We start from the raw sequence: 21,879 nt of genomic DNA on the forward strand, positions 1-21,879 counted from the left end.
CTTCTATAACATGACATATTTATTAGGTTATCGTTATCATCTGCCCTCTAAATACTTGGGTCGAAGAGCTTTTAAATAACTATTTTAAACGATAAGCCCTCATTTCTATTTTCTGCTGTTATTTGTCCCTTTAACTTTTGAGAAACTATCTCTTTTGCCAAATACAAACCTATTCCCGTAGAAGAGCTCTCTGAGAAATTTTTTTCAAATATCTTTTCTATAAAATCTTTACTTACGCCACCTGCATTATCTTCAAAAATAATTTCAAGTTTTGTCTCTATTTCTTTGACTAAAATTCTTATTTTAGGACTTTTTATCTTTCGTCGTTCAAAAGCTTTTAGGGAGTTCTCAAATAAAATCATCAGCACATTTAAAAAATAGTTTTTCTCTATTTTTATTTTTATCTTATCATTACAATCAAAACTTATCTTAATATCTTTTTTTAGGAACTCATTTTCCATAAGCTTTATAACATAGTTTATCTCTTCACAAAACTCAACTTCTTCAATATTTTTTTCTTCTTTATAAAAATGCAACTGCCCAAGGGCTGTCTCTTTTAAATAAGAAGTTGTCTCTTTTATAATTTTAAGGTTATTATCAATAATTGTATCTATATTTTTATCTTTGAATTCACGGGCAGCCTCTATATAAGTGATACTGCTATAAATATTATTTATAGGTTCTTTCCACTGATGGGAGATATTTATCATGGTTTGCCCTATAAAACTGAGTTTAGAATATTCACCTAAAAGTTCAATATTTTTCTCATTTCTTTTTCTCATTACATATACAGAATAAATTAACCCAATGGCTAAAACCACATCTTGCCCAATGGCTCCTACTGAAAGGAAGTAATATAAAAAACCTTCATATTTTAAAATACCAAAAGAGACGAGCATATACAAGCCTGCAAAAAAGAAATAAACACTATTTGCCAATAAATAAAAAATAGACCCGTCTTTTTTTAAAAAAAACATTCGAATTGAAAATATCAAAATAGTAAGCATAAGTATAAAGATAATATAAACATAAAATTTAAGATAATAAAGCACATCAGGATAAGAACGATAAAAGAACTGTGTAAAAGCAAAAACAGTAAGTAAAACAATAGATGTTTTTATAATTGTTTGTGTAATTCTACATTCATTTTTTTGGATATTGAAAAAATATAAGGGAAACAAACCAAATAAAATCATTGAAAAAGCAGGAATAAAAAAGATGAAAAATTTATTTAAATCAAGTGAAAGACCCAATTGATATAAAAATCCAGCTACGGTAAGCTGAAAAATCCCAATAGATATGGTAAATAAAGAGTAAATTAAAAAATGTTTCTTTTTAAAAATAAAATAGAGAGTAAAACCAAGAACAATCATCACAAGTAAAACACCAGTAAAAAATGCGTATATCAATCCTTGAAAAAAATAATACGTTTCAAAATCTTTGATATTAATTATATCCCACCTTATATCCATCGTGCCATAAGTTTTTTGTTTTATAAATATCTCTGTTTTCTCTAAAGGTTGAAGTTCAATATCAAAGTAAGACGTCCTAAAATTATTCTCTCTGTTATTATGTTCTCTTAAGTTTCCTAGTTTGTAAGTTTTTGTTATTTGATTATCTTTTACCAAAAAAACATCAATTAAATTTATCCCTGCAATTTTATTATTTATTCTTTTTCTTAAATTCTGTTTTGTGTTATTTTTTAAATTAATTTTTACCCAGACAGAACTTTTTGTCATCCCTAAATTGTACTCTTTTATAGGAATAAAATTATCTTTGTGCTTTATTATCTCTTCTATATTTAAAGAATGATTCGTATCTACAAAATACTTTTCTACAACATCTAAATCATGGGCAAAAATTGAGGTAATAAAAATAAAAAATAAAATAAAAAACTTCATGCTATCTTTTCAACCAATACCCTATATCTTTTACATTTTCTATAAGTTTGATATTGAGCTTTTTATTGATATTATAAACTAAATTTATCAAAGATTTTTGATTAGTTGAGTCTAAAATATATAAAAGCTCATCATATTTAATAACTTGGTTTTTATATTTAAAAAGATACTCGATAAGTTTTATTTCATAAGAGGTAAATTTATACTCTTTTGAGTCATCACTAAAACTCTTTTTTAATCTATCGTAAAAAAGAGTCTCAGTAACGTAGTATCTCAGTAACTCTTTTTTTTCTAAACTTTTCACAAATTTATTTAGAACACCTTTTAATTCATTCAAGCCATAAGGTTTGACAAGATATTCCAAAAGATTTAAGCCAATTGCATTTTTGAGTTTAACTTTATCATCGTAAGAACTTATAATCATCGCAGATATTTCATCATCTTTTTCTCTTATTTTTGACAAAAATTCATAGCCATTCATAATAGGCATATCATAATCTACTATTAAAAGATGACACTCTTTTGTATTATATATCTCTAATGCTTCTTCTCCATTATGAGCTATAAATACATTCTTAAAATAATATTCCAAAGTATTTCTGATATTTTCACACGCTTGAATATTATCATCTACATGTAAAACATTTAATTCTTTTAATATATCTAAATTATTCATGGAACAGATTATATCATTATAAATTCTAAAATTTACACATATTTTGCTTTTCCAATGATTTTGCAATGATTTTGAGTTGTTATTATTCTATCTGTTACAAAAATTATTTCATAGGAAAGAAGTTTATTAAATGGCAAAAAAAATATTATTTTTAACACTTGTTATGACATCGCTACTGTTTTCAAAAGAAAGCTTAACCTCATATGACCAAGCAGTAAAACTGTTTAATGAAAAAAACTATAAAGAGGCTTACGAAATATTTATTTCTTTATCAAAAAATGATTTGGAAAACCAGAATCTAAACTTCTATCTCGGAAGATGTGAATATGAGCAAGGTGAATATGATAGAGCAATAAGTTATTATGAGAGAATACTATTTGCTCAACCAAATAATTTAAGAGCTCAAATAGAAATAGCCCAAAGTAACTTGATGCTAAAAAACTATACTCAAGCAATAAAAGACTTTAATGCTGTTTTAGTTAATGCAGATACTCCAGCAGATGTAAAAAAGAGTATTACATCAAGACTTATTTACATAAAACAAACTATGCAAAAACATTTTATAAGTGGAGCTTTAGTATTTGATTTAAGTTATGATTCAAATGTAAATAACTCAGCAACAGCAGGTGAATACTCACTCTTTGTACCCCAATTGGGAACTGATTTAACTTTAAATAATGATGGAAAAGAAGAGTCAGATTACTATTATGATGCCATTGCTGTTATAAACCATATATATAAATATAATGAAAGCTTCTCTTTAAATAATAGCCTTGTAGCTTATACCCAAGATTATGATACTAAAAAGGATAGTAATATTGATGTTATCTCATTTACTTCTACTCCAACTTTTTATGAAGAAGCAAACAAATATGGCACTGGACTTGGAATTGATTATGTCAGATACAATGACAAAGACTATTTAAAAAACTATAATCTGATACTTTCAAACTCTCATATTTTTGCGCAAACAACTTTAAATGATATCACTTTTAAACTAAGTAAAAAACTCTATGACCAAGAAGAAGATAAACAAAAAAGTGCTTATGTATTTGATTTAACAAATAATTTAAAATATAAAACAGAAAACTTTGGACTTTTTACTTTAGATACTGCATATAGCAAAGAAATAGAAATATATGAACAAAGAACAGATATAAGTAAAGAATCATTTGAAATAGGTTTAGAAAATAGTTTAGCTTTACCCTATAAATTTAATCTGAACACAAATATAAACAGTAAAAAAGTAATCTATAGAGATACTGATGTTAACTTTTTATCAAGAAGAGTTGATAAGATAAATAGTCTCTCTATTGGAATAAGTAGACCCTTAAGAAAAAACCTAATCTTTGCCTTAAAGGGAACAGCTACAAACAATATGTCAAATCAAGCACCCTTTGATTATAAAAAACAAGTTATTAAATCTTCATTGATTTATACATTTTAAGGATTTAACATGAAAAAGATACTCTTATTACTTTTTATCCTTGCAAACTTTTTATTTGCTAGTATAGGACAAATAACAGCCTTAGTTGGTGATGTTAAGATATCTAGAGATTCAAATACTATCCTAGCTAAACTTGGAGAAGAATTAGAAAAAAATGATGTTATAAATTCTTCTAAAGGTTCTAAAGCACAAATTACCATGAATGATAATACTATTATTACTATTGGACAAAATTCTACGTTAAATATCTTTGATTATGTTTACGATGCAAATAAACCAGAAGAGTCTAAAGCCAGTTTTGGCTTTATGAAAGGCTCTTTTAAGTCTATTACGGGAGTAGTAGGTAAAATCAATAAAGAGAAATTTAAACTTAAAACTAAAAGTAGTAGTATTGGTATTAGAGGAACTACAATTATTGGAAATCAACAAATCATTATTTGTACGGATGGTGCTATTAGTGTTACTGCAAACAATTTTACTGTTAATGTTGATAAGCAAGAGTTTACAAGAACTCTACAAGGTCAAGCCCCAACTCCTCCAGAACCTTTAAAACAAGAGACCTTAGATAGTGTTCAAAAAGGTTTAAATGCTGAATCTAGTGATAGTAATACTACAGAGTCAACAGAAACTAAAGAGAGCACGACTTCTACTGAAGAAGAAAAAGAAGGTTCTAAGGATGATAAAGATGGAACCCTTACACCTACTACTAATAATGATAATAAAGTAACTACTCCTAAAGAAACTGTTACACCTCCTTCAGATACTACACCTCCTAAAATTTTAAAAGATACTCCTCCTGTTAATCCGGATAAACCTAAAATTAATCCTGAAGATCCTGAAGATCCTGAAGATCCTGCAAATCCTGCAAATCCTGTTGTTCCTGTTGATCCTATTAATCCTGATATCCCTACTTCCTATATAGAACATGCTAATTTGTCTGGCTTTTCATCACTTGGGTATGTAATTACAGCAAAGTCTGATGGAAATTCTTATTCTCTTCAAACTGGAGAAGTGGGGATAAATAATAACTATAATAGCTCTCTGATAATTATAAATAACCAAAATATTACTGATGCTAACTTTGATGAAACAACTATATCTTGGTCTTCAGCACAAAATCCTTATGATGAAGCAAGTTGGATTGCAAGTATTAAAACTGATACAAGTGAGATAAGTAGTTTAATAAATAACACTTCAGAAACTACAAAATCATTTGGTTTCCCTGATTGCATAATATTTGGACTTATAGTTGATAATAATACTTTATACTACATTGATGCTAGTGTTTCATCTATGAACTTTTCATTTAATTTCGGTGCAGGGGTAAACTCTTTTACAGGGAGTATGAACTTAGAATATGTAGATAGTCCTAAGGAGTATGCCATAAAGTTTGCTAATGGCAAAATAAACAGTTCAGGTTTTTCATCATCAGAATTAACTCATTCAGAATTAAATAAGAATGATGAGCCTATAAAGGGAAGCTTACATGGTTCTTTTTATGGAAGTGGAGCAAACACAATTGCAGGAAACGTTAACTTTGATGATGAAGTAAATAATATACAAGGGGCTGTGCTATTTTCAGCTGGACCTAACTAAAAGGAGCTAATACCATCGCCACTTCATCACAAACTGGGAAAGTTACAAACAATATGTCAAATCAAGCACCCTTTGATTATAAAAAACAAGTTATTAAATCTTCACTGATTTATACATTTTAAGGATTTAACATGAAAAAGATACTCTTATTACTTTTTATACTTATTACTTTTTCCTTTGCCAGTATTGGACAAATAACAGCCTTAGTTGGTGATGTTAAGATATCTAGAGATTCAAATACTATCCTAGCTAAACTTGGAGAAGAATTAGAAAAAAATGATGTTATAAATTCTTCAAAAGGTTCTAAAGCACAAATTACCATGAATGATAATACTATTATTACCATTGGGCAAAATTCTACGTTAAATATCTTTGATTATGTTTACGATGCAAATAAACCAGAAGAGTCTAAAGCCAGTTTTGGCTTTATGAAAGGCTCTTTTAAGTCTATTACGGGAGTAGTAGGTAAAATTAATAAAGAGAAATTTAAACTTAGAACTAAAAACAGCAGCATTGGTATTAGAGGAACTACAATTATTGGAAATCAACAAATCATTATTTGTACGGATGGTGCTATTAGTGTTACTGCAAACAATTTTACTGTTAATGTTGATAAGCAAGAGTTTACAAGAACTCTACAAGGTCAAGCCCCAACTCCTCCAGAACCTTTAAAACAAGAGACCTTAGATAGTGTTCAAAAAGGTTTAAATGCTGAATCGAGTGATAGTAATACTACAGAGTCTAAAGAATCAACAGAAACTAAAGAGAACACGACTTCTAGTGAAGAAGAAAAAGAAGGTTCTAAGGATGATAAAGATGGAACCCTTACAACTAGTAGTAATGATGATAATAAAGTAACTACTCCTAAAGAAAATGTTACTACTCCTTCAGAAGATACTACACCTCCTACAGTTTTAGAAGATACACCTCCTCTTAATCCTGTTAAACCTGATATCCCTACAGAGCATATTAGTTTATCTGGTTTTCCACTACTTGGATATGCATCTAGGGAATATTATCAAATTGGAGAAATGGGGGCAGGTCATGAAGACTTTCTGATAACTATAGATAACAAAGAATTCTCTCAACCTGGCAGGTATGACGATGGTCGTTATGACCCACCGATAAGAGACGGAAATTATGTAATTTGGCTTGCACGTTGGGGAACGTGGGACAGCACATTTGAAGGTGTACCTTATTCTGGGTATTGGATTGCAGGTGTTAAAACTGACACAAGTTATATAAGCAGTTTAATAAATAATACTTCAAAGACTACCAAATCATTTGATGGTGGCCCTGATGCCTATATTGCTGGAAATATATTGGATAATAATAATTCATACGACATTGATAGTAATTCACTTATGCACTTTTCATTTGATTTTGGTGCAGGGATAAACTCTTTTACAGGGAGTTTGAACTTAAAATATGGTGAGATTGATCATAAAAAAAACTATAACATAGAGTTTAAAAATGGTAAAATAAATAGTTCAGGTTTTTTATCAGAATTAACTCATGGAGGGAAAGATATAAATGGAAGCTTACATGGTTCTTTTTTTGGAAGAGGTGGAATAGAAGCAATGGGAGGAGGCTTTAACTTTAATGATGGAAGTATACAAGGAGCTGGTGTATTCATAGCTAAATAAAAGTAGCTAAAGGTGTAAAATACCATCGCCACTTCATCACAAACTGGGGAAGCTATACATCGTATATAAGCAAACCAGATTTTGTGTTCAGGTATTTTCTCTTTTAATAGAAATATAGTTTTATCTAAAAATCAATATGAATTTTTTTTCATATTCTATTCATAAAGGCGTCATGTAAAAACTATACTATTTCCTAAAATAAAAAAGGAAATATGTGTTAAGTATGTCGCTAAAAGCTTTAAAAGCCAATCCTCTAAAAACAACTTTAATATATATAAGTCTAATATTTTCAATAACATCTATTTTTCTTATTAGCTCTATTTCAAATGGAGTTATCTCTATGTACTCAAATATGCTAAAAAGTGATGGAGATATTATTATCACTCAAGCAAAAATCTCTGATACATTTTTTTCAAATGTAAATATAAAACTAATAAAAGAAATCGAAAAATTAAAAGGTGTACAAAAAACTTCAGCGATAATTGTAGGAGCTAGTCCAGTTGAAGAGTTACCAATCGTTGCTGTTTATGGAGTCACTCAAAATAGATTTGATAATTACAAATTAACACAAGGTTCTTATCCAAAACCAAATGAAGTACTTGTGGGAAAATCTATTTATAACTCACTTTCAAATAAAAAAACTGTACAAATAGCCGATAAAAAGTTCCAAGTATCAGGGGTCTATAAAAGTAAGATTGGCTTTGAAAATGGAGGAGTTGTTTTAAATATATCTGATGCAAGTGCCATTTTTAATAAAAGTGCTTCAATGCTAATGGTAAATAGTAAAATTGATACAAATATCAAAGACCTTATCTCAAAAATACAAGCACTAAGTTCTGATATAGAAGTAAAATCAACTCAAAACTTTGTAGATAATTATAATCAATTTAAAATCATAAAAACCTCATCAAATCTTATAGGTCTTATCTCATTTTGTATGGGATTACTTGGAATCATAAGTATCATGAGTATAACTATAAATCAAAGAAAAACAGAGTTTGGTATCAAAAGAGCCATAGGAATTTCAACTAAAAAAATAATCTTGCAAATCATGAGTGAAAGTACTATTTTAGGAGTTTTTAGTTTTATAAGTGCCTTTTTTATCTCTTGGATTGCCTTATATTTTATAAGAACTTCATCACTATTTCATGGGTATGTAAATGGTGAGATTTCATCTACTTTGGCTATTTATTTATTTGGCTGTTCACTTTCAATGGCAATTTTAGGTTCAATCATTCCAGCCTTAAATGCTTCAAAAATCGACCCAATCATTTTAATGCAAGGAGATAAAATATGATTATCCAAGCTTCAAATATAAACCATGATTATAATGGAGATATTGCATTAAAGAATATTAATTTACAAATAAAAAAAGGTGAATTTATCTCTTTGATTGGAGAAAGTGGAAGTGGAAAGACAACACTTCTTTCTATACTATCAACTCTTCTTAAGCCTAAAAGTGGAGAGTTAAACTTTGAATATAACAATTACTTAGATATTACAAATATAGATAAATTTAGACAAAAAAATATCGGTTTTATTTTTCAATTTCACTATTTAATAAACTACTTAAACAACTTTGAAAATATAAAATTAGCAAATGAAGCTGCCTCAAATCATGAGATAGAGTATCTTTTAGATTTACTTAAAATTCCGGGGACAGGATACTTAATTATCAGACTAAGTATCGTTCACTCTTGGTCCCTATTTTATCAGATATTAAAACATACTCAGGTAAAATTCTCTCCCCATTTTAAACATACAGGAAACTTTTTGGATTACGATTACAATACCACGTCACTATTAACACTTAACAAAACATCGGATTACTTCATAGGGACACTCTATTTAGCACCTCAAAAAAATATTATGAATGCCTCTTATTATGGCGTTTCATACGATAGCACTTTAAAACTCGATAAAATCAATTTATGTAAAAAAGCCACCAATGGTTGTTCTGTATCGTGTGTTTACCATCAAGGTATTTTAAAAAACAGCGATTTTAACAAAAATAAAATCAAACAAGCCAGACTCAAAAGAACCTTTAAATTTCTTCTTCAAAGAGAAGAGTTTTTTATAAAACTCATCAAAGAGATCAATGCCCTTCAAAAAAAAGCGCAAAGAGAGGGCTTGATTGCGGCTGTTCAACTCAATGGAACATCCGATATTCTTTGGGAGAAAGAGGCCTTTACGTTTAAAGAGGTTAAATACAAAAATATCATGGAGTACTTCAAGGAAGTGCAATTTTTTGATTACACCAAATACGATATTGCAAAAAACAGAAAAAATCTGCCTTCAAATTATCACTTAACCTATTCACGAGCGGGACTGCACAAAGGGGTTTTAGTGGACAATTGGGAGTACTTAAAAAAACAACTCGATTCTCAAATTGATGTTGCTGTCATTTTCAGTAAAGCCATGAAAGAAAAAATGCTCAACAGTGCCACACATGAAGGGTACAAACTTATAGATGCTGACTGTTGCACTTGCAGAGCAGGCGATTTGGTTCACAGAGAGAACAACAAAGGATTAATCTTAATCCATGAAGTTGCCAAAAAAACCGACATCAACTCCAGTGGATTTATCATTCAAAATGAAGATGAAGTGGAACTTTACCTTTCATAGTAAACTTAAATTATAAAGTCTATTTTTATTTTCTTTAAATAAAATCTTTACACTATAATTTAAAAGGTTTACAATGTTAAATACCCTCAACCAATTCCGATTAATCTCTTTTTTAGAAGGGCTTTCATATATTACTCTTCTTTTTATTGCTATGCCACTGAAATATTTTGCCCATGATCCAATTGCTGTTAAAATTGTTGGTATGGGGCATGGCATCTTATTTACACTCTTTATCATTTTTCTTGCACAATCGATGAAAAAACATCAATGGAAAACTCTTTTTAGTATGAAGTTATTTATCGCTTCACTCTTGCCTTTTGGTACTTTTTTTATGGATAAAAAACTTAAAGCCTACAGAGTCGTTGCCTAACGTATTTCAAAAGCACTTGTTGACTTTATCTTAAGTAACAAGCGCTTGGGTGATTAACATCGCTTCTTCTAAAACTCTTTATTTTCTTCATAAAACTCACTAAATTGTTATTAAGTGTATACTTTTTATACACTGTTAATATTCCTTTTCTCTTTTTTTTTGATAAAATAATTTTCCTTTTACAAAAATAAAGGAAGTTTATAAAGATATGTTTTCAAAAATAATTTTATGATTATTCATTAAGCCACAAACAAACATACAAACAAGGGAGAGAACCAAATGACCTTAAATGACTTTTTAGAACACTACGATATTAAAATTTATTTCCAACCCATTATATCAACCGTCAGTAAAAAAGTCATTGGTTATGAAGCACTTACACGAGGATTCTCAAAGAGTACTGCAATTTCACCTATGCAGTTATTCAGTGAAGCCAAAGAGCATAATTTGACCTTCTCTTTTGACAAATACGTACGAGCACTCTCAATTAAAAAATTTGTTCCCTATTACCAACAAAACAGTGCCCTTTTACTTTTTTTAAATTTTGAATCTTCACTCATTGACAGAGAGTTCGAATTTGAAGAGTTTGATTTTTACACCATTTGTCAAGAAGAAGCCATATTGCCCTCAAATATTGTCTTAGAAATAAAAGAGGATAAAATCAACAACTCAGAGAGTTTAAAAAAATTTTCTGCTTATTTTAAAGCCAAAGGGTTCAATATTGCTCTTGATGATTTTGGTGTGGCGGGTTCCACCTTTGATCGACTCTCTTTAGTTAAACCCGACATTGTTAAAATCGATCGATCTTTAATTTATGATATTAATAAAAATTTCATCAACTCTGAAATCATTAAGGCCATCAATAAAATGTGTTCAAAAATTGGGGCAATTGTTTTAGCAGAAGGAGTTGAACAAGATTGCGAAATTTTAAAGTGTTTAAAATCGGATATTTCCATCTACCAAGGTTTCTTTTTTGCGCGTCCCGATGAGTTTATAGAAACTCAAGATGAGAACATCAATAAGAAAATTGCAGATATCTCAATTGCCAATGAAAAGATGTTAAAAGAGCACAAAGAGAAAAAAGAGAAACTCTTTGATAATACGCACATCTATTCTCAATATGTCATTGATGAATTGATCAAACTCAATCCCGACAATTTTTCAAATAAAACACTCAAAGAGTTTTTAAACAATGAACTCAAACTCGAAGCCATCTATTTGATTGATTTTGACACTGCCATGCAAGTGGGAGAAACCATTATCTCTGGTGAAACAAGAAAGTTTTTCTCTCCCGCAAAACATGGAGACAGTCACTACTTAAAAGAGTATTACTACATGACAAAAAATTCAAAAAAACACACTTTTTTAAGTCAAAAATACATTTCGCACGCCACAGGAAATATGTGTCGTACGTTTGCCAAAAAATTCAATCACAATGCGACCGAATACATTTTATGTTTGGACATTATGATTTAGTGAAAATTTCTTAAAAAAACCTCTTTCGCGTAATGTAAATGTAATTAATACATGCTATACTTTTCTCATGAAAGAAAAAATATATGTTATTGATACCAATATCATTTTGCAAAACCTACAAAATCTCTATCGAGTATCTGACAACCGGTCAAACACAATTGTAATTCCTGAAACAGTTTTAATTGAATTAGAGGACAAAAAGAAACTGACAAATGAAATAGGATATCACTCAAGAGAGTTTGCTAGACTTTTAGCAAAGATGAAAATAAAAGAAGTTGATCACAAAGAGGCGTTTAAAGTCGTTAAACTTTATAACGATGAATTGACCCTTCATATTATCTCTAAAGATAAATACGAATCTCAATTTGAACAAGTACATATCAGCGAAAGCAATGACAAACGCATCATTGAAGTTGCAGCTGTGGCACAAGAGTATTATAAGGGTGCGCAAACCATCTTTTTATCTATTGATATTTATGCTCGAACTTTTGCGCAATTTAAAGGGATAAAAGCAGAGACTTTACACGATGATAAATCCACAGTGCCAAAGTTTCTATTCTTAAAAAATGTGCTTTTGGACTCCAGTGAATTTAATGCACTGGATGGCAAAGAGGTCAAACTCGTTGATGAAAAATATGAGTATGAAAACTTTTCCTACTCATTTGAAAGCAGTGATGGCAACAGTGAATACGCCATTGTTGTAAATGAACGATTGCAAGTTTTGAAAGAGGATGACTTTAAAGCCTTACACGTCAAACCTGTCAATTTAAAACAAAAACTTTTTATGAAGGCCATCTTATCCAACGCCTACGAATTGTTGGTCATTGATGCAAAAGCGGGTTCAGGAAAAACTCTGCTTTCAACGGTATCAGCCATGCGACTTATAGACAAAGGGTGTTATGATAAAATTGTTTATGTAAGAAATTCCATTGAATCACTTGATCAAGGTGCTGAAGTGGGATTTTTATCGGGAAATGATGAAAAGTTTAGAATCTATAACATGGCACTGCAAGATACCTTAGAGTTTATTGCGAAAAAAAATCTTAAAAAGAGTGAAAACAGAGAGAACAAAGAGTCCATAGAGTCTAAAATCTCTGAACTGACTGACCGATACTGTATAGAAACACTTTGGCCAGGAGAAGCAAGAGGAAGAACCCTCAGCTCAGCTATTGTTATTATGGATGAATGGCAAAATTCAAGTGAAAAAACCACCCAACTCATACTCTCAAGACTCGATGAAACTTGCATGGCAATTGTCATTGGATCCAATCGACAAATTGATAATATGTATTTAAATAAATACAACAATGGGTTAACCTCTTTGTTAAAACAGACCAACAATAAACACCCCGAACTCAATATGTTTGCCATTGAGTTAGAGAAAGCTGTGCGAGGAAAATTTGCAGAGTTTACCGAAAGAATTTTTGAAAAAAGGAAATAAGCCATACAAAACAGATTAATTAATGATACGATTTATAATCATATTGAATACACCAAACTGGAAGATAAAATTCTTCAAACTAAAATTTTAAATAGGCTTCAATTCATTACACAAAATGCATTGGCCTATTTCTCTTATCCCTCCATTACGACCAAACGTTTTATTCACTCATTGGGAACCATGCATTTGAGTTCATACATGCTTGAAAATGCTCTTTTAAATACAAGCAATGAGACCAAAAACGCTTTTTTAAAAGATTTAAAGAGAGTCATTGAGTCCATCATTGAAAATGAAAATCTCGATATTCCCTTAGATGGTGGCGTCTCATATTTTGACAATAAAGAGTTGTATCAATTCACCATTCCCACCAAAACACGCGCACAAAGAGAAGTGTATAATATTACGCTTCAAGCACTTCGTCTTTCAGCACTTCTGCACGATGTTGGGCATCTTCCCTTTTCACATCAAGTGGAGTATGCATTAAAAAAAGTCTACAACTCCCTTGAAAGAAAAGAGAGCTCAACACTCAATGAAAAAGAGCAAAACTTTAAAAATATTTATGCAACCATTACACAAAACAGCACTTTGGTGCTTCATGAAGCCAATGGGAAAGAGCTTATTGATACTCTTTTTGAAGTGGAATTGCCCGAAATCATTAAACCCAAACAAAAAGATTATCTCAAACTCATTCATAAACTCTCTATTTTTATCTTAGAAGAGACCCTCTACAATGGCTTTGACTTTACTGTATTACACAAAATTATCAGCAGTACCGTCGATGCAGACAGACTTGATTACATCAACCGTGACATGCTCGCTTCTGGCTATATTGGTGGGCCCAATGACCACATACGTATTACCAAACAAACCATTTTGGTCAAACGAGATGGCAATTATCGTTTAAGTTTTTTAGACATGGGATTAATCGACATTGAACACATGTTAGAGATGCGATTTAATCTTTATAAAAAAGTGATTTTCAATTATGGAATTGCTAAAACCGATGCCCTCTTAGAGAATGTGGTGCTGTTTTTATCGAAAAAATATTTTGAAGATAAAGAAGAAGAGAGTAGTGCTGATATCACCGATTCAATTTCAATGTTGTGGCGATTTATGCAAGAAACAAACAAAGTTAAAAAACTCGATTTGATCAGTATGCTCGATGAAAATTGGCTCATTTCATTGTTTAAAAAAGAGTACTTTACCATTAAAAACAGAAGACACTTAACGGGAAAAGATAAAAAATATTTGGTCTGTTTTGAAGAGGTTTTATTTGGAAAAAGATTTTTTAAAACCACTTGGAAAAACCTAAATGAATTTTACATCACCCTTGATTTCAGCACCATTGAACGCTATAAATTCAGAGAGAGTTTTGGCTATATCACCGAATCAAAACTTAAATTGCTGCAAAAAAGATTGGATGAATTCATCGCTTTTTGGGAAAATGAAGAGACATTTTTCACCTATCAAGTGGTTTCATTTAATTTAGGAATTGAAAAAGAGTTTGAACTTTTTGATGGAAAAAATCTCATCAATATTGATGAAATTTCAACGTTGAGAAAACGGCTAAAACACTCAATGCTAAACACCGTTCCATTTTATATTTACACCAACAAACGAATGATTAACACTCAAATGAAAGAGGAGTTAAAAACAATTTTATTTGATATTTTTTTATAGTTAATTTTGTGGAATTTTCAGTAAAAAAGAGGCACCTTTACATTTGTGTTTTTTATAAACATACTCTTTATTTTTAACCACAATATCTCCATTGAAATGGCTTTGAACAATCTGTTTGGTCATATATAAACCAATGCCTGTACCACCACTGTTTGCTTTGGTGGTATAGTGAGAATCAAAAAGTTTCTCCATATCCCCTTGTATTCCACCTGCATTGTCTTTTATTTCAATTGTAAAATCATCTTTATGTGCTTCTACCTCAATAAAAATAAGTTTTTCAGTTAAATTTTTTTGCTCTTTTAGCGCATCTTTTGCATTGTTGATGATATTAATCAACGCTTGAATCAAATCATTTTTAATTCCATGAATATACCACGACGCGTTGGGTTCTTTGCATACTAAGGTAATTTTATTGGCCAGCAGTGATGCCCCAGTAAGCTCTATGGCTTGGGAGAGTAAATCTTTGATACTTATAGAAACAATCTTATTGGATGGATTAAAAAAGGTTTTAAAACTATCAATCGTTTTGTTCATGTGTTCACTGGTTGTTTTTAACGTGTCCAAAGAGTCCAACAAATATGTTTCTTCGATTTTTTTTCTTTTTATTTTAGAGATTAAAAGTGTTGTCATGGCTGAGATAATGGATAAAGGTTGTTTCCACTGATGTGTGATATTTTCAATCATTTCACCCATGGATGCCATTTTAGTTTGTTGTGCAAGAATTGAGTCTTTGATTTTCTCTTTTTCAATCCAAGATTGTACATTTCTTACAATGGCAATGTTGTATTTAACACCATCTATTATCACCATTTTTGAACTGGTTTCAACATGAATATCTTCATTGTTTTTTGTTTTTAAAACTGTGTAGGCGTTTAATGTTTTTTTATTTTCAAGTTTTTGCAGAAATTGTTTATATGTTTCTTCGTCATTAAAAGGTTTTCTAAATTGAGGCACAAGCAATTTTCTCATGTCATTTAAATTGTACCCAAGTGTTTTACAAGCTATTTTATTGGCATAAGTGACTTGATACGTTTGCATATTGGTGATAAATATCATCTCATTTGAATCATCAATCAATGCATAAAAAAGTTTCAAATCTTCCAAATTGTCATTTTTAGCATTCATTTTATCTCCTGACCCCATAGCAGTAAATGGTTTGCTTGAAATAATATTATATCTTATTTCTGTAACTTTTTAATTAAAAATATAATAATTTATATAGATTTTTTTATTTATTTTATATTAAGGAGGAAATACAAGGCCAAAACCTTGTATTTATAAAATTAGCTTCTTGAAGTCACTTCCAATAAGTGGTATCCAAATTGAGTTTGAACAGGTCCATGAACCACATTAATCGCTTCATTAAAAACGACTTTATCAAACTCTGGCACCATTTGTCCTTGAGAAAACTCACCTAAATTTCCACCGTCTTGCCCTGAAGGACATAAAGAATACTCTTGTGCAATAGCAGCAAAGTCTTCTCCATTTTCAATTCGTTGTTTTAAATCGTTGCACAGTTCTAAACTGTCAACAAGCAGATGTCTTGCACTCGCTCTTGCCATAATAACCCTTTTTGTAATTTGTGACAATATTTTAGCGAATAAAAATTAAATTAAATTTATTTTTCAAACACTCTGAAATATTTCCCTTTTATTCGCCCCTTTTCCAAGCCCTGAAGTGCTTTAGATAATACCTCTTTTTTAACGGCAACATACGAGCAAAATTCCAACGAATTGATTTTACCTATATCACTTTTTTCTAAGCCAATTCCAGCGGTTAATGCCCCTAAAATATCCCCTGCTCGAAGTTTCTGTTTTTTCCCACCATTGATAAATATGGTTCGGTATTCACTGTCAATTTTAAAATTCTCATCGTCGATAATATTTTCAGTTTTGTCAAAAACAATATCAGGAAAAATTTCTTGTAAATCTTCAACTTTTTCTTTCTCATAATTTTCATAAAAAGTTACTGCTAAACCACCCTTACCCGCTCGAGCCGTTCTTCCAATTCTGTGTGTATGTACTTTATCATCTCTGGCTAAATCATAATTGATGACCAAATCAATGTCATCAATATGCAAACCTCTTGAAGCCACATCCGTAGCAATTAAAATGGGGTACGATTTATTTGAAAAAATAATCATGGTTTCATCGCGTTGTTTTTGTTCCATATCTGCATGCAGTGTTTGAACATCAAGTCCCAAATCAAACAGTTCATCGGCGAGTTCATCACACTTGATTTTTGTGTTACAAAATATCAAGACCGATTGTGCTTTATTTGATGAAATTAATGCAGGAATAAGTGTAGTTTTAACCTCTTCTTTGGTTTCATAAAAACGTTGTTCAATTTTTGCTTCTTGTTCTTCTTCATCTTTTATCATCACAGCATCGCGTAAAATTGAGCTTGAAAGTTTTTGAATGCCCTCTTCATATGTAGCAGAAAAAAGCAGAGATTGCCGCTGCTTTGGTAGAGGCTCAATGACTTTCATGATATCTTCATAAAAACCCATGTCCAACATTTTGTCTGCTTCATCTAAAACCAAAGTATTGACATCTTCAAGGTTTATGTTCTTCTCTTCAATGTGTTTTAAAATACGCCCAGGTGTTCCAACTACAATGTGGGCTCCATGAAAAAGTGAAGCTGCTTGCGGTTTAAAAGGCATACCACCACATAGTGTTAAAACTTTAACATTATGAATGTGTCGCGAAAGTTTTCGTATTTCCACGGCAATTTGATTGGCTAACTCTCGTGTGGGTGCTAAAATCAGTGATTGTATTTTGAACTTTTTAACATCAAGTTTATGCACAACAGGAATCGAAAACGCCACGGTTTTCCCTGAGCCTGTTTTGGCTTGCGCAATGACATCTCTGTTTTGCAGAAGTGTTGGCAGTGCAAGCGCTTGAATTTTTGTCATTTTTAGAAACTCTAACGATTGCAGATTCTCTAAAAATTGTGCGGGCAGATTGAGTTGATTAAATGTTGAGATAATATTCCCTTTTCTTTTTTGTCGTATTATAACCAATTATTAAGCCATACACAACCAAAAAAAAGAAACCAAATATAGCGTTATCAAATGCGTTTAAGATACACAGATACACCAAAAACAATTACAAGAATAATCCCTACACCATAATATTTATACTCTTGGGCATGTGTTAAAATCACTTCACCCATAAAATAACTGGCATAACCTACAACCACACCCCAAAGAACAGTCGCTAAAATATTAAAAAGCATAAATTTTTTGGCATCATATTTGGTTAATCCCATGGCAAGAGGGATTAACGTTTTAATGCCATAAATGTATTTTTGTACAACAATAACATATGAGCCGTATCGCCTCATCATCAAATGTGCCAATGCCACTTTTCGCCCATATTTTTGCATCATCTCTTTGGCATACAGTTTATTTTTTCGTGCCAAATAAAAGAGAAATTGATCCCCAATAAAATTTGCACTTCCTGCAACCAAAATAGAAAGCACAATATTCAAATCACCGGTATATGAAAGAACACCTGCAGCAGCAAGGGCTAAAAAGCCTCCTCCAAATGAGTATAAAAAGAGAATTATGTATCCCCACTCTTTTATTAAATCTTCCACACTTAACCTTTAAACCCAAAAAATTCTAACGACTCTGCAATCTCTTCATCAATTTCATTCAGTGATAATTCGTTGTTTTCTATTTTCTCTTTGATTTGACCCACAATATACTCTTTGACTTTTCTTTTTGTTTTTTCAATATCTGAAACGATGACAAAACCATTAAAATGCATGCCATTGTCATAAAACATAAAATTACCTTCACAATTGTTTTCTATGAATTCACTGATTTCTCGATAGTTAATATCTAAAGGAATCGCATTCCACCCTATGTTTTCTAACTCTTTATTTTCAAAAAGTTCCACGCCATCGGTTTGGTGATCGAAATAGGTCATTCTGTCTTGATTAAGAGCAATAATATTTTGCCATGCGCCAAGTGGAGTGAGTGTACAAACCGTTGCACTGACTTCAGGTTTATACTCTTTTGTAAAAACATTGGCAATAATGGTTTGTATCTCTAAACTTTTTGCATCTTTTGCTTGCCCTCTAAAAATAAGTGGCAACGTTTTGGGTGCTTCATGAGCAAGATAAACGTGACCGTTTGAGTCAATTTCAAACTCTTTTTTTGAATTTATAAAATTTAATAATGAAGAAATTTCTATTTTTACATTCAAATCTTTTATATTGATTTCTCTCATAATGTTCCTGATTTATTGTCGTTATAGGATTCTATCGTAAATATTTTTAAATCTGTATTTGTATTAAAACTTAAATAGGACTAAAAATATCCTATTAACTCTTTTTATATAGGACAGTTTTTATCCTGTTTTGTTAGAATTTCAATAAGTAAGAAATTACTACATTGAATTTAAACAGAAATACTGTTTATAATTTCAAATTTTTATTTGAATTATTTATACGTTTTTAAAAGAGCAACACATCAAACTCCCCCTCTTCTTCTCCTGATGTGTTGCTTTTTTTATTGGTACATATGGTATTTTTTACTTTGAGTACTCAGCTCTTTCATCTGATTGGCATAAATATCTTTACACAACTCTTTCTCCTCTTCATTTACATCCAATCCCAACATTTCATCAATACAAATATCCAACAAAGGCAATGTGCTATAAATAACCGCCAAAGACTCCTCTTGGTTGTGCGCCAGCTTGGCTAAATTAAAAGATTCAACTGATTCTTTAAAACTGTAATAGAGTCGCAGTTTTGCGTTGTCTAATCGGTACGCATACCCTCTTAACGCCAAATACTTATCTTTGTACTGTTCAAATGCTTCATTGGCTTGTAAGGCGTGTGCATAAGCTTTGATTTGATCTTTGTATTCTATGATTTCATTTTCTAAAACATCTCTGTTTTTAAATCCAAGTAAAAAATCTGAAATTTCTTCGATTGTTTGACCCAACGATTATCCTTTTTTGTAACGTAAAATTTTGCAGTGTTTTAACCGTGCATGTGCCCAAAATAGGAGAAAATACCATTGGCTTTGATTAAACTTACATCAAAGTTCACCTCTGTTTTATTCTCATTTTTATAGACATCAACATACGTTTCATCTAAAGCAGAGATAATGGTATTAAACAAATCCCCTTTGGTATCAATGAGAAAGGTATTTTTATTCATCTCAAAAATATGAATAAAATACAAAATATATTCATCATTGATGTTATAGATTGTAAAGGTGTAATTTTCAAACTGCATCTCTTTTAAAAGTTGCATGTTTTTCAAATTCAACTTATCTTTAATAAAACTTTTGAAAATACCGTAAGCCTCACCATTCCAAGAAGAATCGCTCTCTAACTTAATGTGTTCGACAAAAATATCACGAGTTTTAATCGTGTAGCCATCTAACACATAAGGGTCATGTCGGGTTTTAAAGTCAAAGTTTTCAATCTTGTAGCTGAGCATATCGTTTGAATCGATTTGAAAATTCAGTTCATTGTTGTCAAAACTAAAAATAGGTAAAGAGGCTTTTGCAAGTTTTTTTAATATTTTTTTGAATATATTCATCAGTTGTCTTTGTTATGTAATTATTGAGCAACTTTAACATAAAGCCTCTTATTTTTCAAGGTTAAAGCGCAAAGATTCTCTTTTATTTTGAGCTGTAATCCTCAGAATATTGATTGAAATAACCTTTGAAAAGATTTTTTCTTACCAAAGAGTCATTAAAATTTGAAGAAAATCTTTTTTCATGCACATAGTTACTGGTCACATTTTTATCAAAGGCTTCTAATAACTCATTGGATAATTTTCCCTCATAATCGACAATAAACGTTGTAGTGCTTACTCCAAAGATATAGATTAAATTCATGTAGGAGTCATCATTGATTTTATAGGTTAAAAACTCATAGTTATTTATGGCAATATTTTCGATTTTTTTCATGCTTTGAAGTTTGAGAGTATCTTTAAAATTTGATTCAAAAAAACTCAAATCCAAACCATTCCATTTACAATTGCTTTGTAAAGAGATATCTTCAATAAAGATTTTTCCATAAGATGACGAGTCATCATTGAGTACATAAGAATAAAAAGTGCAGCTATCATGGGTTAAAGTAACAACTGGATTCGTTAACTTAATCGCATACGGTTCACCCTCTTTTAAATCAAAAGATAGATCTTGATTGCTGGTATTATAATTGAAGGTTACAGAACCACACGCCGTTAAAAAGAGTGCTAAAAAAGCTAAAAATAGATATTTGGTCATTGTAAATCCTTTTTTTAAAGTATATCACAATTGTTCAAGAGAAGAATTGACAATTCATTGACACTAGATGCTCTTTTTGAAAGGAATTTTTCCTTTTTTAGACTTTTTTTGCTTTTTAAAGAAAAAGAAAAATATGACAATAATAAGCAATATGAGAATAAAAATTTCTAAATACAAATATTTCTCCTAAAAATTTTTTTGTATTCTACAGAGTTTTATTTGTATTAAGATAAAATATTTAAATTTGTAATAATTAATTGTTATAATTTAATATTACAAAAAAACAAGGGGAAAGATATGAATATCAAAGAAGAGTTTTCAAAATATAACATCATCAACAACCTGGCCAAATATGAGATATACTACCAAGTATCTATGAGAAAAATGATTACAGATACTAAAGTAAACGTCGATATAGACGTTGATTTTAAAAATGCACTGGGTTCTATTTACGAACTTTTAAAAGATTTAAAAGAGATGCCCGATGCAAAACGAATCTACGAAATGGAACTGCTAAAACAAGCCTCCATGGATGCGGTACAATACTTTATCAACGAAAATATGAGTATGGTAAAAGAGGGAAACCTTGAAGTAGAACCCATCATCAACAAAATAAATGACAATGAATTTTTCGATAAAGAGATGAAAGATTTATGCAAACGAAATATGATCAATCAAATGATGAAATGGCATGAATTCGTCACCGACGAAGTAGCCGATTCGATTTCAAATTCGCTGCATGAGTTAGAAAGAGTGAGTAACTGA

General features: G+C 30.6%; 20 protein-coding genes. 10 read left to right on the forward strand and 10 right to left on the reverse strand.

All coding sequences use genetic code 11. The annotated features are described in order from the left end of the window. Positions 1-71 precede the first annotated feature (71 nt). Both ACNI3C_RS12350 and ACNI3C_RS12355 read right to left on the reverse strand, forming a co-directional pair. Positions 72-1,901 (reverse strand): sensor histidine kinase, encoded by a 1,830-nt coding sequence (locus ACNI3C_RS12350; RefSeq protein ID WP_419770110.1) that lies wholly within the window; start codon positions 1,899-1,901, stop codon positions 72-74. A gap of 1 nt (position 1,902) precedes the next feature. Beyond that, entirely contained in the window at positions 1,903-2,577 is a 675-nt protein-coding gene (locus tag ACNI3C_RS12355; protein WP_419770111.1) for a response regulator transcription factor, read from the reverse strand. A gap of 130 nt (positions 2,578-2,707) precedes the next feature. Between ACNI3C_RS12355 and ACNI3C_RS12360 the strand changes: the two genes are divergently transcribed. From ACNI3C_RS12360 to ACNI3C_RS12400, 9 genes are all read left to right on the forward strand, one after another. Continuing rightward, positions 2,708-4,024 (forward strand): tetratricopeptide repeat protein, encoded by a 1,317-nt coding sequence (locus ACNI3C_RS12360; RefSeq protein WP_419770112.1) that lies wholly within the window; start codon positions 2,708-2,710, stop codon positions 4,022-4,024. Positions 4,025-4,033: 9 nt separating this feature from the next. Next, on the forward strand, positions 4,034-5,620 hold the full coding sequence (locus ACNI3C_RS12365; RefSeq protein WP_419770113.1) for a FecR family protein: 1,587 nt from the start codon (positions 4,034-4,036) through the stop codon (positions 5,618-5,620). A gap of 131 nt (positions 5,621-5,751) precedes the next feature. Then, positions 5,752-7,266 (forward strand): FecR domain-containing protein, encoded by a 1,515-nt coding sequence (locus ACNI3C_RS12370; protein WP_419770114.1) that lies wholly within the window; start codon positions 5,752-5,754, stop codon positions 7,264-7,266. A gap of 223 nt (positions 7,267-7,489) precedes the next feature. After that, positions 7,490-8,563 (forward strand): ABC transporter permease, encoded by a 1,074-nt coding sequence (locus ACNI3C_RS12375; protein ID WP_419770115.1) that lies wholly within the window; start codon positions 7,490-7,492, stop codon positions 8,561-8,563. Further along, positions 8,560-9,891 (forward strand): GP88 family protein, encoded by a 1,332-nt coding sequence (locus ACNI3C_RS12380; RefSeq protein ID WP_419770116.1) that lies wholly within the window; start codon positions 8,560-8,562, stop codon positions 9,889-9,891. Before ACNI3C_RS12375 ends, ACNI3C_RS12380 begins: the two co-directional genes overlap by 4 nt. 73 nt (positions 9,892-9,964) lie before the next feature. Next, a complete protein-coding gene (locus tag ACNI3C_RS12385) occupies positions 9,965-10,261 on the forward strand; it encodes a DUF3817 domain-containing protein (protein WP_419770117.1) in 297 nt (98 codons plus the stop codon). Positions 10,262-10,540: 279 nt separating this feature from the next. Further along, complete coding sequence (locus ACNI3C_RS12390; RefSeq protein ID WP_419770118.1) at positions 10,541-11,737, forward strand: EAL domain-containing protein; 1,197 nt, start codon at positions 10,541-10,543, stop codon at positions 11,735-11,737. A 67-nt stretch (positions 11,738-11,804) separates the two neighbouring features. Further along, positions 11,805-13,178, forward strand: a complete 1,374-nt coding sequence (locus ACNI3C_RS12395; protein WP_419770119.1) for a PhoH family protein — start codon at positions 11,805-11,807, stop codon at positions 13,176-13,178. 120 nt (positions 13,179-13,298) lie between these two features. Further along, on the forward strand, positions 13,299-14,858 hold the full coding sequence (locus ACNI3C_RS12400) for an HD domain-containing protein (protein WP_419770120.1): 1,560 nt from the start codon (positions 13,299-13,301) through the stop codon (positions 14,856-14,858). Here the strand turns inward: ACNI3C_RS12400 and ACNI3C_RS12405 are convergent, their stop codons facing one another. The 8 genes from ACNI3C_RS12405 to ACNI3C_RS12440 all read right to left on the reverse strand — a co-directional run bounded on the left by ACNI3C_RS12405 (position 14,859) and on the right by ACNI3C_RS12440 (position 21,114). Continuing rightward, a complete protein-coding gene (locus tag ACNI3C_RS12405) occupies positions 14,859-15,983 on the reverse strand; it encodes a PAS domain-containing sensor histidine kinase (protein ID WP_419770121.1) in 1,125 nt (374 codons plus the stop codon). It abuts the gene before it with no gap. A gap of 158 nt (positions 15,984-16,141) precedes the next feature. Next, positions 16,142-16,420: a peptidylprolyl isomerase gene (locus ACNI3C_RS12410; protein WP_419770122.1), complete on the reverse strand. Its 279-nt coding sequence runs from the start codon at positions 16,418-16,420 to the stop codon at positions 16,142-16,144. Positions 16,421-16,476: 56 nt separating this feature from the next. After that, positions 16,477-17,880: an ATP-dependent RNA helicase DbpA gene (dbpA, locus tag ACNI3C_RS12415; protein ID WP_419770123.1), complete on the reverse strand. Its 1,404-nt coding sequence runs from the start codon at positions 17,878-17,880 to the stop codon at positions 16,477-16,479. A 47-nt stretch (positions 17,881-17,927) separates the two neighbouring features. Next, the gene (locus ACNI3C_RS12420; protein ID WP_419770124.1) at positions 17,928-18,458 is read right to left on the reverse strand and encodes a DedA family protein; all 531 of its coding nucleotides are present in this window, start codon (positions 18,456-18,458) and stop codon (positions 17,928-17,930) included. Positions 18,459-18,460: 2 nt separating this feature from the next. Next, entirely contained in the window at positions 18,461-19,096 is a 636-nt protein-coding gene (locus tag ACNI3C_RS12425; protein ID WP_419770125.1) for a hypothetical protein, read from the reverse strand. Between the two features lie 281 nt (positions 19,097-19,377). Then, on the reverse strand, positions 19,378-19,815 hold the full coding sequence (locus ACNI3C_RS12430; RefSeq protein ID WP_419770126.1) for a hypothetical protein: 438 nt from the start codon (positions 19,813-19,815) through the stop codon (positions 19,378-19,380). Positions 19,816-19,853: 38 nt separating this feature from the next. Next, entirely contained in the window at positions 19,854-20,420 is a 567-nt protein-coding gene (locus tag ACNI3C_RS12435) for a hypothetical protein (protein WP_419770127.1), read from the reverse strand. An 82-nt stretch (positions 20,421-20,502) separates the two neighbouring features. Further along, the gene (locus ACNI3C_RS12440) at positions 20,503-21,114 is read right to left on the reverse strand and encodes a hypothetical protein (RefSeq protein WP_419770128.1); all 612 of its coding nucleotides are present in this window, start codon (positions 21,112-21,114) and stop codon (positions 20,503-20,505) included. A 297-nt stretch (positions 21,115-21,411) separates the two neighbouring features. Between ACNI3C_RS12440 and ACNI3C_RS12445 the strand changes: the two genes are divergently transcribed. Further along, positions 21,412-21,879, forward strand: coding sequence for a hypothetical protein (locus tag ACNI3C_RS12445; RefSeq protein ID WP_419770129.1), 468 nt, complete (start codon positions 21,412-21,414; stop codon positions 21,877-21,879).

The sequence above is a fragment of the Marinarcus sediminis (SeqCode) genome, assembly GCF_048571275.1.
Lineage (GTDB): Bacteria > Campylobacterota > Campylobacteria > Campylobacterales > Arcobacteraceae > Marinarcus > Marinarcus sediminis.

Bases quoted from the DNA above. Each gene is read 5' to 3' on its own strand.
- ACNI3C_RS12425 (WP_419770125.1), bottom strand. From the start codon at position 19,096: ATGAGAGAAATCAATATAAAAGATTTGAATGTAAAAATAGAAATTTCT.
- ACNI3C_RS12360 (WP_419770112.1), top strand. From the start codon at position 2,708: ATGGCAAAAAAAATATTATTTTTAACACTTGTTATGACATCGCTACTG.
- ACNI3C_RS12445 (WP_419770129.1), top strand. From the start codon at position 21,412: ATGAATATCAAAGAAGAGTTTTCAAAATATAACATCATCAACAACCTG.
- ACNI3C_RS12350 (WP_419770110.1), bottom strand. From the start codon at position 1,901: ATGAAGTTTTTTATTTTATTTTTTATTTTTATTACCTCAATTTTTGCC.
- ACNI3C_RS12405 (WP_419770121.1), bottom strand. From the start codon at position 15,983: ATGAATGCTAAAAATGACAATTTGGAAGATTTGAAACTTTTTTATGCA.
- ACNI3C_RS12380 (WP_419770116.1), top strand. From the start codon at position 8,560: ATGATTATCCAAGCTTCAAATATAAACCATGATTATAATGGAGATATT.
- ACNI3C_RS12440 (WP_419770128.1), bottom strand. From the start codon at position 21,114: ATGACCAAATATCTATTTTTAGCTTTTTTAGCACTCTTTTTAACGGCG.
- ACNI3C_RS12410 (WP_419770122.1), bottom strand. From the start codon at position 16,420: ATGGCAAGAGCGAGTGCAAGACATCTGCTTGTTGACAGTTTAGAACTG.
- ACNI3C_RS12355 (WP_419770111.1), bottom strand. From the start codon at position 2,577: ATGAATAATTTAGATATATTAAAAGAATTAAATGTTTTACATGTAGAT.
- ACNI3C_RS12375 (WP_419770115.1), top strand. From the start codon at position 7,490: ATGTCGCTAAAAGCTTTAAAAGCCAATCCTCTAAAAACAACTTTAATA.
- ACNI3C_RS12365 (WP_419770113.1), top strand. From the start codon at position 4,034: ATGAAAAAGATACTCTTATTACTTTTTATCCTTGCAAACTTTTTATTT.
- ACNI3C_RS12435 (WP_419770127.1), bottom strand. From the start codon at position 20,420: ATGAATATATTCAAAAAAATATTAAAAAAACTTGCAAAAGCCTCTTTA.
- ACNI3C_RS12395 (WP_419770119.1), top strand. From the start codon at position 11,805: ATGAAAGAAAAAATATATGTTATTGATACCAATATCATTTTGCAAAAC.
- ACNI3C_RS12385 (WP_419770117.1), top strand. From the start codon at position 9,965: ATGTTAAATACCCTCAACCAATTCCGATTAATCTCTTTTTTAGAAGGG.
- ACNI3C_RS12370 (WP_419770114.1), top strand. From the start codon at position 5,752: ATGAAAAAGATACTCTTATTACTTTTTATACTTATTACTTTTTCCTTT.
- ACNI3C_RS12390 (WP_419770118.1), top strand. From the start codon at position 10,541: ATGACCTTAAATGACTTTTTAGAACACTACGATATTAAAATTTATTTC.